This is a genomic window from Sodaliphilus pleomorphus (assembly GCF_009676955.1).
In the GTDB taxonomy this organism is placed as follows: domain Bacteria; phylum Bacteroidota; class Bacteroidia; order Bacteroidales; family Muribaculaceae; genus Sodaliphilus; species Sodaliphilus pleomorphus.
This window is the reverse complement of record NZ_CP045696.1, coordinates 1,333,800-1,345,907: the sequence shown is the minus strand read 5'-3', so window position 1 is coordinate 1,345,907 and position 12,108 is coordinate 1,333,800. Positions and strand designations below refer to the sequence as shown.

The 12,108-nt window shown below is 53.5% G+C and carries 11 protein-coding genes and 1 tRNA gene; 3 read left to right on the top strand and 9 right to left on the bottom strand.

The genetic code is table 11. The features are described from left to right. Window positions 1–26: 26 nt before the first annotated feature. Window positions 27–111: transfer RNA gene (locus GF423_RS05470), tRNA-Leu, on the bottom strand. A gap of 324 nt (window positions 112–435) precedes the next feature. On the opposite strand from GF423_RS05470, the gene GF423_RS05465 reads away from it, so the two are divergent. Further along, window positions 436–2,379, top strand: coding sequence for an IS1634 family transposase (locus GF423_RS05465; protein WP_154326416.1), 1,944 nt, complete (start codon window positions 436–438; stop codon window positions 2,377–2,379). A 229-nt stretch (window positions 2,380–2,608) separates the two neighbouring features. On the opposite strand, the gene GF423_RS05460 is transcribed toward GF423_RS05465, so the two are convergent. After that, window positions 2,609–3,916, bottom strand: coding sequence for a hypothetical protein (locus tag GF423_RS05460; RefSeq protein WP_154327401.1), 1,308 nt, complete (start codon window positions 3,914–3,916; stop codon window positions 2,609–2,611). A gap of 363 nt (window positions 3,917–4,279) precedes the next feature. Between GF423_RS05460 and GF423_RS05455 the strand changes: the two genes are divergently transcribed. Next, the gene (locus GF423_RS05455; RefSeq protein ID WP_154327400.1) at window positions 4,280–4,528 is read left to right on the top strand and encodes a hypothetical protein; all 249 of its coding nucleotides are present in this window, start codon (window positions 4,280–4,282) and stop codon (window positions 4,526–4,528) included. 289 nt (window positions 4,529–4,817) lie between these two features. Here the strand turns inward: GF423_RS05455 and GF423_RS05450 are convergent, their stop codons facing one another. The 3 genes from GF423_RS05450 to GF423_RS05440 all read right to left on the bottom strand — a co-directional run bounded on the left by GF423_RS05450 (window position 4,818) and on the right by GF423_RS05440 (window position 7,325). Continuing rightward, window positions 4,818–5,951 carry a helix-turn-helix transcriptional regulator gene (locus GF423_RS05450; RefSeq protein WP_154327399.1) on the bottom strand — a complete coding sequence of 378 codons (1,134 nt, stop codon included), beginning with the start codon at window positions 5,949–5,951 and terminating at the stop codon, window positions 4,818–4,820. 482 nt (window positions 5,952–6,433) lie between these two features. Continuing rightward, window positions 6,434–6,658, bottom strand: coding sequence for a hypothetical protein (locus GF423_RS05445; protein ID WP_154327398.1), 225 nt, complete (start codon window positions 6,656–6,658; stop codon window positions 6,434–6,436). 25 nt (window positions 6,659–6,683) lie between these two features. Further along, the gene (locus GF423_RS05440; RefSeq protein WP_154327397.1) at window positions 6,684–7,325 is read right to left on the bottom strand and encodes a hypothetical protein; all 642 of its coding nucleotides are present in this window, start codon (window positions 7,323–7,325) and stop codon (window positions 6,684–6,686) included. 401 nt (window positions 7,326–7,726) lie between these two features. Here GF423_RS05440 and GF423_RS05435 point away from each other — a divergent pair, with 401 nt between their 5' ends. Then, a complete protein-coding gene (locus tag GF423_RS05435) occupies window positions 7,727–7,867 on the top strand; it encodes a YlaC family protein (RefSeq protein ID WP_154327396.1) in 141 nt (46 codons plus the stop codon). Window positions 7,868–8,054: 187 nt separating this feature from the next. Here the strand turns inward: GF423_RS05435 and GF423_RS05430 are convergent, their stop codons facing one another. The 4 genes from GF423_RS05430 to argC form a co-directional block, all read right to left on the bottom strand. After that, a complete protein-coding gene (locus GF423_RS05430; protein WP_154327395.1) occupies window positions 8,055–9,065 on the bottom strand; it encodes a nucleotidyl transferase AbiEii/AbiGii toxin family protein in 1,011 nt (336 codons plus the stop codon). After that, window positions 9,052–9,663 carry a DUF6088 family protein gene (locus tag GF423_RS05425; RefSeq protein WP_154327394.1) on the bottom strand — a complete coding sequence of 204 codons (612 nt, stop codon included), beginning with the start codon at window positions 9,661–9,663 and terminating at the stop codon, window positions 9,052–9,054. The genes GF423_RS05430 and GF423_RS05425 overlap by 14 nt, the downstream gene beginning before the upstream one ends. A gap of 284 nt (window positions 9,664–9,947) precedes the next feature. Further along, the gene (locus GF423_RS05420) at window positions 9,948–11,081 is read right to left on the bottom strand and encodes an aspartate aminotransferase family protein (protein WP_154327393.1); all 1,134 of its coding nucleotides are present in this window, start codon (window positions 11,079–11,081) and stop codon (window positions 9,948–9,950) included. A gap of 43 nt (window positions 11,082–11,124) precedes the next feature. After that, the gene (argC, locus tag GF423_RS05415) at window positions 11,125–12,105 is read right to left on the bottom strand and encodes an N-acetyl-gamma-glutamyl-phosphate reductase (protein ID WP_154327392.1); all 981 of its coding nucleotides are present in this window, start codon (window positions 12,103–12,105) and stop codon (window positions 11,125–11,127) included. Window positions 12,106–12,108 lie beyond the last annotated feature (3 nt).

Genomic DNA, 12,108 nt, shown 5'->3' with positions numbered 1-12,108 from the left:
GATTGCTAAGCTGCTGGGTCTTGAATTGGTGCCCAAGAAAGGACTCGAACCTTCACGCCTTGCGGCACACGCACCTGAAACGTGCGCGTCTACCAATTCCGCCACTTGGGCATTTGGCTTATTTGCGAGTGCAAAATTAGTGAAATTTTTTGAATTACCAACTATCTTTGCCCAAAAAGTTCGATTTTTTTTCTTCGCTCGTCGTGGCTGGGCTGTATTGGGGCAGCGGTTCATGCCTGTTTTGCCCCTGTAGAGGCTGTGATTGCGGGCATTCAGAACTTGTAGTCGATGCCCATGCCAAAGACCTTGTTGGTGCGGTCCATCGGGACTTTGACAGTTAGAGTGTAAAATTTTTTCTAATGAATTGTTGCACAGTTCATTTTTTATTTGTATATTTGTAGCTAATAGTAGTTATTACATTAAAGGATTATCGATATGAAGGCGACATTCGGCACTACAAAGAAGGGCACGTGGGCTTACATCCAGAAGTCGGTGCGCATCGACGGCAAGTCTACCACAAAGACTGTCAGGCGGCTGGGGCTGCTTGAGGACATCAGGCGCAAGTACGGCTGCCAGGACCCGCGCCAGTGGGTCAGGGACCTGGCGGCCCGCATGACCGAGGAGGAGAAGGCCGGCAGGGAGCGCATTTCGGTTGACTTCTACCCGGGCCAGACCGTGGGGATGGGCGACCTGCCTCTGCGGGCGGGCGGCGACCTGATGCTGCTGCCGCTCTACAACAGGCTCGGCCTGCCCCGCATGTGCGCCGAGATCAAGAAGGCGAGCAAGGCGAAGTTCGACCTCGACGGGATATTGAGGACGCTGGTCACGGGCCGTCTGCTCTTCCCCTGCTCCAAGCAGAGGACGCTGCGAAAGGCGCAGGGGCTGGTGCGGCCCCCGAAGTTCGGCGAGGCCGACATGTACCGGGCCCTGAGCCTGCTCTCGGGCCACATCGACGACATCCAGGCCGGCGTCTACGCCTGCTCGGCCAGGTTCATGGAACGCAGGGACAGGGTGATCTACTACGACTGCACCAACTACTACTTCGAGATCGAGGACAACGACAGGGACACGGTGAACATAGAGACCGGCGAGCTCGTGGCCGGGCTGCGCAAGCGCGGCAAGTCGAAAGAGAACCGGCCCAGCCCCATCGTGCAGATGGGCATGTTCATGGACATGGACGGCATCCCGCTGGCCTTTGTGGTCTTCCCGGGCAACGAGTCGGAGCAGGCCACGCTCCAGCCGCTCGAGGATGTGCTGAGGCGCAAGTTCGGCCTGACCGAGTTCGTCGTCTCCACCGACGCCGGCCTGGCCTCGGAGGGCAACCGGCGCTACAACATGGACCAGGGCCGCGACTACATCTGCGTCCAGTCGATCCCCTCGCTGCCCGCCGCCGACCGCCGGGCCGCCGTCGACCCCAGGGGCTGGAGGCTGGGCTACTGCGCCGACGGGGAAAAGGCCAGGCTGCTGCACGAGAAGTACTCCGACGGCGGCCTCTACAACCTGGACGTGCTGCGCGAGGGCGGCCAGGCTGACAGCTCCCTGCTGCGCCAGACCACATTCTACAAGGAGATACTTGTCGACAAAACCGTGAAATGCCTCAACCCGCAGTGGCTCGAGGCCCGCAGGGAGAACCCCGGCGCAACGCCCGTCGACGCCCGGGGGCGACGCATCAGGCAATGGCAAAGCTCCTCCAGGGCCGAGAGGGTCATCATCACCTACAGCCACGACTTCGCCCTCTTCCTCAGGCACAAGCGCGCCGAGCGCCTCGCGGCGGCCAGGAAGATAGTGGCCAGGGGGCAGGCCAACCCGCGCCGCTCGCAGCAGTCACCGCTCAACTACATAGAGACCATACACAAGACCGACGACGGACAGACGGCCGTCAAGACCGAGATGGTCATCAATGACGACATCCTAGGGCAGGAGGAGAAGCTCGACGGCTTCTACGCCTACGCCACCTCGCTCGACGACGAGGCCGCGTTCGTGCTCAAGGCACGCTCCTTCCATCACGAGATAGAGCACCTGTTCCGCACCACCAAGACCCACCTCGAGGCCAGACCCGTCTACCTCTCCAGGCAGGACCGCATCCGCTCCCACTTCCTCGTCTGCTTCCTCGCACTGCTGCTGCTCAAGCTCCTGCAAAAGCAGCTGGCCGACTCGTTCCCCGAGGCCTACAAGGAGCACCCCCTGACCGTCGACCAGCTGATCGACACTCTCCAGAACCTGCGCTTCGGACAAATCCAGGGACTGGGATACGTGCCCATGTTCCAGCGCACCAGCCTCACCGACCAACTGCAAGAGCTTGCCGGTGTGGAAGTTAACAAACAGATAATCACAAAAGCAGCGATGAACGCGTTCTACCGAAAGGTTAACAAAGGTTAATCCTTGCAGCACCGAAAAATTAGCTACATTACTTTACTATGTAAAGTATTGTGTAGTAACACGTTAATACAACAAACTGTCAAATTAGGAAAATTAGTGAAATTTTTTGAATTACCAACTATCTTTGCCCAAAAAGTTCGATTTTTTTTCTTCGCTCGTCGTGGCTGGGCTGTATTGGGGCAGCGGTTCATGCCTGTTTTGCCCCTGTAGAGGCTGTGATTGCGGGCATTCAGAACTTGTAGTCGATGCCCATGCCAAAGACCTTGTTGGTGCGGTCCATCACCTCCTTGCCAGCCAGAGTGGTGCCGTTGTAGCCGCCGGTGGCGCTGGCAGGCACATCCTTGGTATACTTCTTGTACATGGTCCAGAAGTAGCCTATGTTCATCGTGAGTTTCTTGCTGAAGTGCACGGCCCCGCCCAGGCCCACCGAGTAGCTGTTGCAAGAGAAGGCTGTGTTCTGCTGGAAGTCGTCGGCCAGGCCGTATATGGTCTTCTGCCCGCCGGCACTCACGGTGAACGTCTTGTTGATGTCACATTCCACGCCGGCCAGCACCTCGTTGGTGCCGCGCTTGAGCGCCTTCTGCTTGTCGCCGGCCATCTTGGCGTTTTTGTCGTCGTAGAAGTGGTACTCCACGGTGGCTCGCAGCCGCGGTGTGAAGGCATAGCCCACAGCGGCGGCAAAATAGGCCGGCACGTCGCCAGGCGTGTTCACGCCGTCTTTAAACTCGGCCAGAGCGCCATCGGGGTCGCTGTTCACCTTGGTGTCGTTCTCGATGTTGAGCTTGGTGATGAACTCGTATTTTGCAGCCAGGGTGAGACCCTTGTAGCGGTAGTCGATGCCTATGATGGGCGTTGCTCCCCAGCCGGTCTGGTCACAGTCGAGCTCGAGGTCGGCCAGTGTCTTGTCCACGTTGTTGAGCTTGGCAATCACGTGGCCCGAGTAGTTGCCAAAGAAGTAGTTCACCCGCAGGCCCAGGTAGCCGCTCAAGCCTGGTGTGAAGCGATACACGCCGCCAAACTGGCCGCCGTAGATAAACTGGCTGCCGCGCATGGCGGTGTTGATGCTGTACATGGCCGGGGTCACGGTGCCCTTGCTCTGGGCAAGGATGGCGGCCATGACCTGGGAGTCAAACACGGGCAGGCCCGAGCCAAACGAGCACTTGCCGCCGCCGCCCACCACGCCTATGAAGCCCGACACGCCCCAGTGGCCGTGGTTGTAGGTGGCATAGGCGCTGGGCAGAATGGGGGCCGAGGCGTCGCCCTTGTAGTTGCGCGTGCCCTCGGGGTAGAGGGCAAAGGTGGAGGCTATCGTGCGGGTCTGATAGGCGCTCTGCACGTTGAGCGAGAGTTTCCAGCCGTCGGCCATAAATGCTGTGCCGGCCGGGTTGGTATAGACGGCGTCGATGTCGGTGCTGGCTCCGCGTGCCACCATGCGCAGGAAGTCGATGTGCTGGTTGGTGTTGGTGAGTACTCCGCCTGCCAGGCTGGCCAGGGCTGTGGTTGCCGCGAGTGTTGCGGTCAGGATTGCTTCTCTCATTATCATTTAGTCGGTGTTTTTTTTTGTTGGCCGCAAAAGTAATATATATTTTTCAATATATTGTCCTAAATGACTAATAAAATGGTAAATTTTTCTCTGTTTGTTAACATTTGTAACTATTTGGCGTTATGAGTGTAAAAAGAAACAAATTTTCACATCCGTTTTAGCGCTTGATGCTTCCGGCACTTGTGCCAGGCTTCCTGCTTCTGTTTTTTTCAGGCTTGGTGAAAAATTTTATTTCTTTTCTGAAACTTTTGGGCCGTGTCTTGCGTCTATACTATGAAATCACTCAACGAGAGCGCTCACAACGATTGGATGGTTTTCAACTACAAGTTTAGTTTCACAATTTAACCACAACACAAGATGAAAAGATTCTTTATGGGTGGAGCAGCCTTGCTGCTCTTGGGGCTCTCTTGCCTTTTGACTTCATGCGACAATGCAGGCGACGACGCCTACCTCTATAAAAAGGTTACGACGACGACCAGCACCACAACCCCCTTGCCGGGCGAGGGCGGCACCCCTGGCGGCATGGGCAAGCCCAGCGACGGCAACCCCAACGGCAATCCCGACCCTCACGGCAACGGCGTGAGCCACGATTTCAATGCTTTTTAGTTGCGCTTGGGCGCGTTGCACGGCTGGTGGCAGAATGCAAAAAAAAGAGGCGGAGCACGTCATGCTTTGCCTCTTCTAAGGTATTAAATTAAAGAAATACCAGGCTTGTGTCGCCTTGTGCAAAATAATTAGAACAACAGTAATGTGTGTCTTTTTGGGTTTGCAAGAGTGAAATTCTCTAAAAACACATTGCAAAACTAAAAAAGATAGACAATTACCGTGTTCTCATGTTGAAAAAATCGATTCTCATCTCTCTGAAAAATCGGTTGTCATCTCACCTCGTCACTTATCATCTCCTGACACTCAGCACGTTGAGTTGATCGGTTCTGGGAGTGGTCTTGTCGCGGTAATCGGAGGGCGACATGCCATAGCGTGCCTTGAAGGCACGGTTGAGGGCAGTGATGCTGGCATAGCCGCAGGCCATGGCCAGCTCGCTTATTTTGCGGTCGGTGCGCAACAGCTGCTTGGTGAAGTGGCTCAGCTTCTGCTCGCTGGTCCACGACGGGAAGGTGGTGTTGAGCTCCTCATAGAGGTAGTCGCTCAGGTCCTTGCGGCTCACGTCGAGTGCGGCAGCTATCTCGTCGAGCGTGGCGTTGCTCTTGTAGAGCGGGTTGTTGCGCTCCTGCTCGGCGAGCTCCATGAGCCTGACGGGGATGTGGAGAAAAGCCTCGCGCCGGCTGGCCAGATGCTCGATATAGTGCATGTAGCGGTTGTAGACCATGAAGGTGCGCACGAACATCACGGTTGTGAGCAGGTGCACCACCACATAGGGCCACAGCGAGCTCGTGAAGAGCGACCCCATCATGCCCACATTCAAGACGAGGTAGCAAGGCACGTAACGCACGTCCTTTTTCTGCCAGTTGAGTCGGCTGGCTGGCAGGCCAGCCGGCGTGGGGCGCTTGCGGTAGTGCACGTAGGCTCCGACCAGCATGCACAGCAAAAACAAGAGGCAGAACGTGAGCATGGCCAGCCATATGACCCGCCCCCAGAAGAGGCCCAGGTCGTTGCCTCCATACCGCAGTAGCTCGCTGGCGCTGTAGAGCTTCACATAGCGCCCTGTAGCGCGCATGATGATGTGAAGCACGAGCATCACCACTGGATATTGCAAGAAGAAGGCCCACGTGAGCACGCTGCGGTAATAATTGCGCCCAAAAAAGGCGCACGATACCATGATGAAGGTGGCCATGGCGGTATAGTGCAGGCATACGGCCAGGGTGCTCAGTACTTCAACCCTGCCGTGGCTGTAGATGGTGAAGGTACTCGCCACGTAGAGCAACATGGTGATGAAGACGGCGGCAAACGACTTGCGGCGCAGCTGGAAGCTATCGTCGCGCAAGTGACGCGCCTGCCTGAACATGCCCCATATGGCTATGGCCAGGACCGCCAAGAGAGCCGCGTTGCAGGTGTAGAACAGTGCTTGCATCAGTTAGGACCTTTGTTAATCACACATTTTTTCACGACAAAAGTACAAAACTTTTTCTTGCCTTGAAAATTATTTCTCCCGGCAGTGCCTTGCGGTGCAAGTGACTTGCAATTACGCGATTGCAAGCCTGCAACGGTGGCACTGCATTGCACTGGCCACTCTCAAATGCCGTGGTAATGTGTTACAAATGGCTGTAAAACAATTACAAATTTGCGAGGGGCGTACAAGCAGCACTGCCACCGTTGGAGGATATATCTGGAGCAGTGAAGTCTACCTTGATTTTCTTGCCAAAAACGGGTTCTGCCAAAGAAAATAATGTTTTATGTTGCTCAATTGAATTTTTTTGTTGTATCACTGCACCTAGAAGCTGTGTGTATTAAATTGATTTTTAATACTTTAAAGTTAATGGTTTTTCTTTCTTACACAAGAAATGCAGCTTCTTTTTTGTTAATATGAATTATTCAGGCTAAATTTACTTTTGGTCACTTCAATTTGACCCCACCACTCTTTAAACGCACATAGTTGTGACGGTCTGTCTGGATATCAACATCTTCGCCATTTGGATTGATGTCCAAAATGCGTTCTCCGTTAGGCGCAGTCCACAACAGACTGTAACAGCTCGAACCTATGGTTGCCCTTTGAAGTTCTTTGTCATTGCTGGGATTAATACGGAACAACCAATTCCCTGCTTTACATTCTCTTGCCATAATTTTACTGGTATTATTGTTATGCCTACTCTTTAATGGATTTTCGGCTTCCTCCGTTTTTTTCTTTATTTGCACTGAACACAGGGCAGTTGTTTAGCCACTTGAGTTTGAACTTTCCTGCCTCTTTAATCTTATCACTATAGATGCACAAGATATCCTCAATCTCCATTGAGGTAAAGTGTGGGAAGAATGCGGCAAGCTTGATAATAGGCACTCTGAACACATTGCCCGACACTATGCCCGGCACTAACGTATTAGCCGCGTCGCGCACCTTGTTTGCGCCGAGATATACATAGTCTTTGGGGATGACACGGGGTCGCAGGTTGCAACCGATGCGCAGCGCAATGTCATAAAGCGCGACCCACCCGATTCCTTGTACATTAAACGAGGGGATGGAGGGGTTGGCAAGCAATTGCTCAATGAAATCATACAATTCCTCGAAGTCGCGATAAGGGCGATTCAAAATGCAAACAAGATGTTTCTCAATAATTCTTGTTGCTTCGGGGAGAGCATTGGGGTAAGATGCATAAAGCTGAGTGAAGTGCTGGTAATAATTATGGCCACCGGTAGTCAGCTTAGGCCCAATCTCTTCCCAAACAAGTTCATCGGCAGTCCACAATGTGGAAAGCCGTTGTCGTCGGCAATAGGTGTGTTCAAGAAACGTCATATTCTCATCACAATTAGATTAGAGCACCAGCCCTATGCTCATAAAAATAGATACTAAGAAAGCGCGGACTGCTATGCCACGCTTTGTCATGTGTTGGTCCTAGGAAAACCAGTAGTACAAAAAGGATGGATTATGAGTGCAACCCACGCTATAACGTGGAAACCGCTGTGCCATTCTCTTGTGTTCTAATCTTGAAAATTTCCTAGGTTTTCACATGACAAGAATAAGCATAAAGCTTTCTATTTCAATATGTCTGTTGCGGAATGTTGCCATTCCGCACTGTAAAAATAATAAATTTTTATGACATACAATTTTTTTTGCCTGTTTTTTCAAAAAATCGAAAGTCTTTGACAAAATCCGTTAATATGCCGAACTTTCAGAGAGCTCCATGAAAGGCTTTCATGGAGCTGAAGTGTGACACTGACATGGGCGTTGATGATTTCCACAAGTGCTATGAGGGCGAATGGAATAGCGAGGAGGAGTATGCCGAGCAGCTTGTAGAAAATTGCTGCATGTTGGAGGGCACCCCAGAGTGTTTTTAAAGTCATATTTCAATTGTGCCCGCCTTTATTCGCACACTTTTCGCCTATGACTATAACTTTCAAGATGGCTATGTTTTCAGTGCCAATTAAGCAGTAGCACTGCCCAGCACACCGAGAGAGCCGCCCGACAAAGGCGGTTTTCTCGTTTATGGCGGAACGCAACGTGTAGCTGCTATTGTGTCGGCGTTCAGTGCTTGAAACGGTTCTCAAGCTCGTGCATGGCTTCAAGCAACTCGCTAAAGGTGGGTTTGTCGCCATAAATCATGGCTTGGCACATCACCTCGTAGTCGCGCCGCCAGTTGTCGATGATGTCTTCACGAGGAACCAAGACAAGACGCTGCCTGATATCGGGAGTGTAGTCCATGTCGCGAACCGACGTGAAGATCTCGCGATGGTGGCGTATCGTTTCCCACAACCGGTCATCCTTCACCGCGGCCCATGCAAAGTCTTTGTCCATCATCCGATACAGGTCATAGAGATGGCGCGACTTGCGGTTGGCATTCATGCCGTGCCCCGGAATTGAGAACAACTCGTGCAGCAAGAACACTTTTTCAAGGAATGTCTTTCCCGGGGTGGCTGTCGCTAATTCCGCGTCAACCAGTGAGGTCTTAATAGTGGGGAACACATCCTCTATAATACTTTGGATTCTGGACTTCTTGTTCGGTTCAAACAACGACCGCGCACCAATCTCCAACATAACCATAGGTTTAATGTAGCCCAATCGGTCACTCAGTGCGCTCGAATAATGAAGAAACAGTTTGCGGGGCTCGGGATATGTGCTGTCGTCTTCTCCGTCGGGTTCTGCTTCCAATGAACAAAAGTGACTTAATCCGCTATCCTCAATAGCTTGTTGGAGAGCGTTTTTGAAATCTTCGCGCACAAATAGTGATGATGCTTTGCGCAACTTCTTGAGTTGTTTCTTTGTTAAATCGCCTTCTAAGCCAAACAGTGAACGGTCAACTGCCAAATCAATGTCTTCGGAAAAACGATTAATGATTCCCCACACTTTTGAAAGCGATGTTCCACCTTTAAAAATCAGTTTGTCGGCAAATGGCAATGTGAATACTAGTTGCAAAGTGGTAGAGACCCATATATCTTTCTCTATTGCCTGAGGGGGGAGTCCTGCTTTGCCAGTTGCTTGCTCAAGCAAGTAACGCTGGTGCGAAACATCAAGGGCGAAGTAATTATTCCTGTCCATAAGCTGAAGTTACAATTTTTCTAATCCACACGGGCATCAAAACTAAATCTTTATCAACAAAACTTTGGGGCTCATTGAGCAGTAGTTGTTTAATTTTTGTTAACTGGTCATCGGTTACATTATCTTTGCCAATATCTTTTAGTGCAAAGGTGATGAGCATCGCAAGTGAGCTGCTGAACTCCAGGTTCTTGAGAGCAGTCTGCTTGAACTTTACTTTTATATCGTTGAGTACAGTGATTTGTCGTGACCATCCATTGGTGAGATAAACGAAGTTCATGGGAACTTGTGTTGACAAGCCCAACAGATTTTGAGCGTGTACGCCGGTGGGCACCACCTTCATGTGGTCGCGCTTGGCTATAGCGGCCACAATATCATCAACCGACGGATTTAGCACACCCAAGCCCAGTTCGTTATCTATCTTTGGGTAGCAATATATACCCCTTGCGACCCTGATTATTTCTCCTTTTGAGGTCAGGATCTCAAGGGCTTTTCGTATACTGTCGGAAGATGCCAAGTCGGCAAAATAGTCGGGAAAGAAAACTTTTCCCCTTCCTGCCCTTTTTAATCTCGCAAGAATCTTTTGTTCAGTTGTTTCCATTGTTGCTTTCAAATTGGAAATTCACAAATATCTAAAGTTTTTGTGAGATTCCAGCGCAAACTTAATGCATTATTCCGACCCCTGCAAATAATACTGCAAAAAGGCGTTACCTGTAGAGTCAAGTGGCAAGTGAAAAATTAGCATGCATTGGGCACTGCCCTGGGGCTCCTCGTTGCAGGAGTGCCCAGGAGGGTGATGCCTCTTGGTATCACTCAACGACAACAAGCCCCCGAGGCAACTGCTTCAGGGGCTTGTTGTGTTTCTTGTTGCTTGCCTCGGTGGCTCTATGCGACGACGCCCAGGGCTGCTTGCAGGCGGGCCACAAACTCGTCGGCCTGCGCTATGGTGAGCACCAGCGGCGGCAGCAGCCTTATCATGTTCTGACCCGATGCGCCGGTAAACACGTGCTGCTCGCTTATGAGCCTGCTGCGCAGCTCCTTGACGGGGTAGTCAAACTCGAGCCCTATCATCAGGCCGCGGCCGCGCACGCTCTTGATGCCAGGCACGGTCTTGAGCCGCTCGAGCAGGTGCTCTCCCACGATGCGTGCATTGTCGACCAGGTGCTCTTTTTCAAAAATCTCGAGCACTGCAATGGCTCCGGCACAGCCCAGGTGGTTGCCGCCGAAGGTGGTGCCCAGCTCGCCGTAGAAGGGCTTGAACTGAGGCCCAATGATGAGGCCGGCCATGGGGTAGCCATTGCATATTCCCTTGGCCACCGTGATGAGGTCGGGCTTGATACCCGACCACTGGTGGGCAAAGAACTTGCCTGTGCGGCCGTAGCCCGACTGTATCTCGTCGGCAATGAGCACCACGCCGGCGCGGGCGGTGAGCTCGCGCAACTGGCGCATAAACTGGTCGCTGGGAATGTTGATGCCCCCCACGCCTTGTATGCCCTCGATGATGACGGCTGCCACGTCGCCCTTGTCGATTTCGGCTGCCACGGCCTCGATGTCGTTCAGCGGCACAAAGGTGACGTCGCCGTTGATGTTGACCGGTGCCTTTATCTTGGGATTGTCGGTGGCCTCAACGGCCAGCGAGGTGCGGCCGTGAAAAGCCTTGTCAAAGGCCACCACGCGCTTCTTGCCTGTGTGGAAAGACGCCAACTTCATAGCATTCTCGTTGGCCTCGGCGCCCGAGTTGACGAGAAACAGCTGGTAGTCGTCGTAGCCGCATGCAGCGCCCAGCCTTGCGGCGAGCTCGCGTTGCAGCGGGTTGACCACCGAGTTGGAGTAGAACACCAGTTGCTGTGCCTGCCGGGTGAGCGCCTCGACATAGTGGGGGTGGCTGTGACCCACCGATATCACGGCATGGCCGCCGTAGAGGTCGAGATACTCGGTGCCCTGGCTGTCGTACACGTAGCAGCCGCGCCCTTTCACAATCTCTACATCAAAGAGTGGATATACGTCATATAGTTTCATTTTTTTTCTTCTGTGTTTTTTGCAATTGTTCTTGTTGTGAGCGTTAGAATGCCGACGCCTTGAGCCTGAGGCCGGTGCGCTCGGGCAGGCCGAAGAGCAGGTTCATGTTGTGCACCGCTGTGCCGCTGGCGCCCTTGAGCAGGTTGTCGATGACCGAGGTCACGAGCAGCTTGCCGTCGATTTTGTCGAGGTGCAGCAGGCACTTGTTGGTGTTGACCACATCCTTGAGGTCGACTTCCTTGTCGGTGACTGTGGTGAAGCTGTGGCCCTCGTAGTAGCGCTGGTAGAGCTCCTTGAGCTCGTCGAGGCTGGCCTCGCAACGGGTGTAGACTGCTGCCAGGATGCCGCGCGAGAAGGGCCCGCGCATGGGGATGAAGTCAATCTCGCCCGGCAAGTCGCCCTGCAACTGCCTGAGCGATTGCCCCACCTCGGCCAGGTGCTGGTGGCGGAAGGGTTTGTAGACCGATAGGTTGTCGTTGCGCCACGAGTAGTGCTTGGTGGGGCCGGGTTTCGCGCCGGCTCCGGTGCTGCCCGTCACGGCAGTGATGTGCACATCGCCCTTGAGTATCCTGGCCTGGGCCAGCGGCAAGAGCGCCAGCTGCAGGGCAGTGGCGAAGCAGCCAGGATTGGCCACATGGCGGCAGCCTGGCTGGCTGAGCCAGTGGCGGTTGAGCTCGGGCAGGCCGTAGATGAAGTCGTGTGTGCCGTCGTCAATCCTGAAGTCCTGAGAGAGGTCGATGATGCGCAAGTTATCGGGCACCTGGGCCTTGTGTTGCTCCAAGAATGGCTTGGAGAAGCCGTGGGGCGTGCACATGAAGAGCACGTCGATGTCGTCGAGCGGCGTCGAGCTGGAAAACACCAGGTCGGTGTCGCCCGTGAGGCCCTGATGCACGCTGTCGACGCGCTTGCCGGCCTGGCTTGTGCTCGATATCCAGCGCAGCTCGGCCTCGGGGTGGTTGACCAGCAAGCGCACCAGTTCGCCGGCGGTGTATCCTGTGCCGCCTATTATTCCTGCTTTTATCATGGG

Excerpts from the sequence above, each read along its gene's own strand:
- GF423_RS05465 (WP_154326416.1), top strand. The coding sequence starts at position 436 with ATGAAGGCGACATTCGGCACTACAAAGAAGGGCACGTGGGCTTACATC.
- GF423_RS05460 (WP_154327401.1), bottom strand. The coding sequence starts at position 3,916 with ATGAGAGAAGCAATCCTGACCGCAACACTCGCGGCAACCACAGCCCTG.
- GF423_RS05455 (WP_154327400.1), top strand. The coding sequence starts at position 4,280 with ATGAAAAGATTCTTTATGGGTGGAGCAGCCTTGCTGCTCTTGGGGCTC.
- GF423_RS05450 (WP_154327399.1), bottom strand. The coding sequence starts at position 5,951 with ATGCAAGCACTGTTCTACACCTGCAACGCGGCTCTCTTGGCGGTCCTG.
- GF423_RS05445 (WP_154327398.1), bottom strand. The coding sequence starts at position 6,658 with ATGGCAAGAGAATGTAAAGCAGGGAATTGGTTGTTCCGTATTAATCCC.
- GF423_RS05440 (WP_154327397.1), bottom strand. The coding sequence starts at position 7,325 with ATGACGTTTCTTGAACACACCTATTGCCGACGACAACGGCTTTCCACA.
- GF423_RS05435 (WP_154327396.1), top strand. The coding sequence starts at position 7,727 with ATGGAGCTGAAGTGTGACACTGACATGGGCGTTGATGATTTCCACAAG.
- GF423_RS05430 (WP_154327395.1), bottom strand. The coding sequence starts at position 9,065 with ATGGACAGGAATAATTACTTCGCCCTTGATGTTTCGCACCAGCGTTAC.
- GF423_RS05425 (WP_154327394.1), bottom strand. The coding sequence starts at position 9,663 with ATGGAAACAACTGAACAAAAGATTCTTGCGAGATTAAAAAGGGCAGGA.
- GF423_RS05420 (WP_154327393.1), bottom strand. The coding sequence starts at position 11,081 with ATGAAACTATATGACGTATATCCACTCTTTGATGTAGAGATTGTGAAA.
- argC (WP_154327392.1), bottom strand. The coding sequence starts at position 12,105 with ATGATAAAAGCAGGAATAATAGGCGGCACAGGATACACCGCCGGCGAA.